Origin of the sequence: Acinetobacter sp. BSP-28 (genome assembly GCF_044130285.1) — a bacterium.
Taxonomy (GTDB): Bacteria; Pseudomonadota; Gammaproteobacteria; order Pseudomonadales; family Moraxellaceae; genus Acinetobacter.
In genome coordinates this window covers 1-647 of the sequence record NZ_JBIQOB010000089.1, presented here as the reverse complement: position 1 = coordinate 647, position 647 = coordinate 1, and the positions used below count along the sequence as shown (strand labels likewise).

Here is a 647-nt window from a genome sequence, read left to right as displayed (position 1 = left end):
GGCACTGTTGCAAATAGAGATTTGAGTCGATGATGTTCCCTTTAAAAAGTGCTTAGAGACCGAAAACTCTGTTGATTAGATACACTTCACCCTGAGGCTGACCATAATAGAATGATGAAGCTTGTCCTTTACGTAGTGCACGCATGACTTCAATACCTTTAATTGTGGCATAAGCCGTTTTCATAGACTTGAATCCTAACGTAGCCCTGATGATCCGCTTTAGCTTGCCATGATCACATTCGATCACGTTATTCTTGTACTTAACCTGCCTGTGCTCAAGGTCTGGTGGACATTTTCCTTCCCGTTTTAACCGTGACAAAGCACCTCCATATGTGGGTGCTTTATCCGTGTTGATCACCCTTGGAATTTGCCATTGCTTCACGTTGTTCAGAATTTTTCCGAGAAACCGATAAGCCGCCTGGGTATTACGCCTAGCGGAGAGGTGAAAATCGATGGTATGACCACGGAGATCAACAGCCCGGTACAAATAAGCCCATTGGCCGTTCACTTTTACATAGGTTTCATCAATATGCCACGGGCTGAGGTCAGTAGGATTACGCCAGTACCAGCGCAACCGCTTTTCTATTTCAGGGGCGTAACGTTGAACCCAGCGATAAATCGTGGTGTGATCAACCTTTACACCACGT

Annotated in this window: 1 protein-coding gene; it reads right to left on the bottom strand. The window is 45.4% G+C overall.

Annotated elements, in window-relative coordinates; translation table 11 throughout:
• Positions 1-52: 52 nt before the first annotated feature.
• Positions 53-647: IS6 family transposase (locus ACE01R_RS17880; protein ID WP_395552817.1), on the bottom strand; the 595-nt coding region annotated here is incomplete at its 5' end.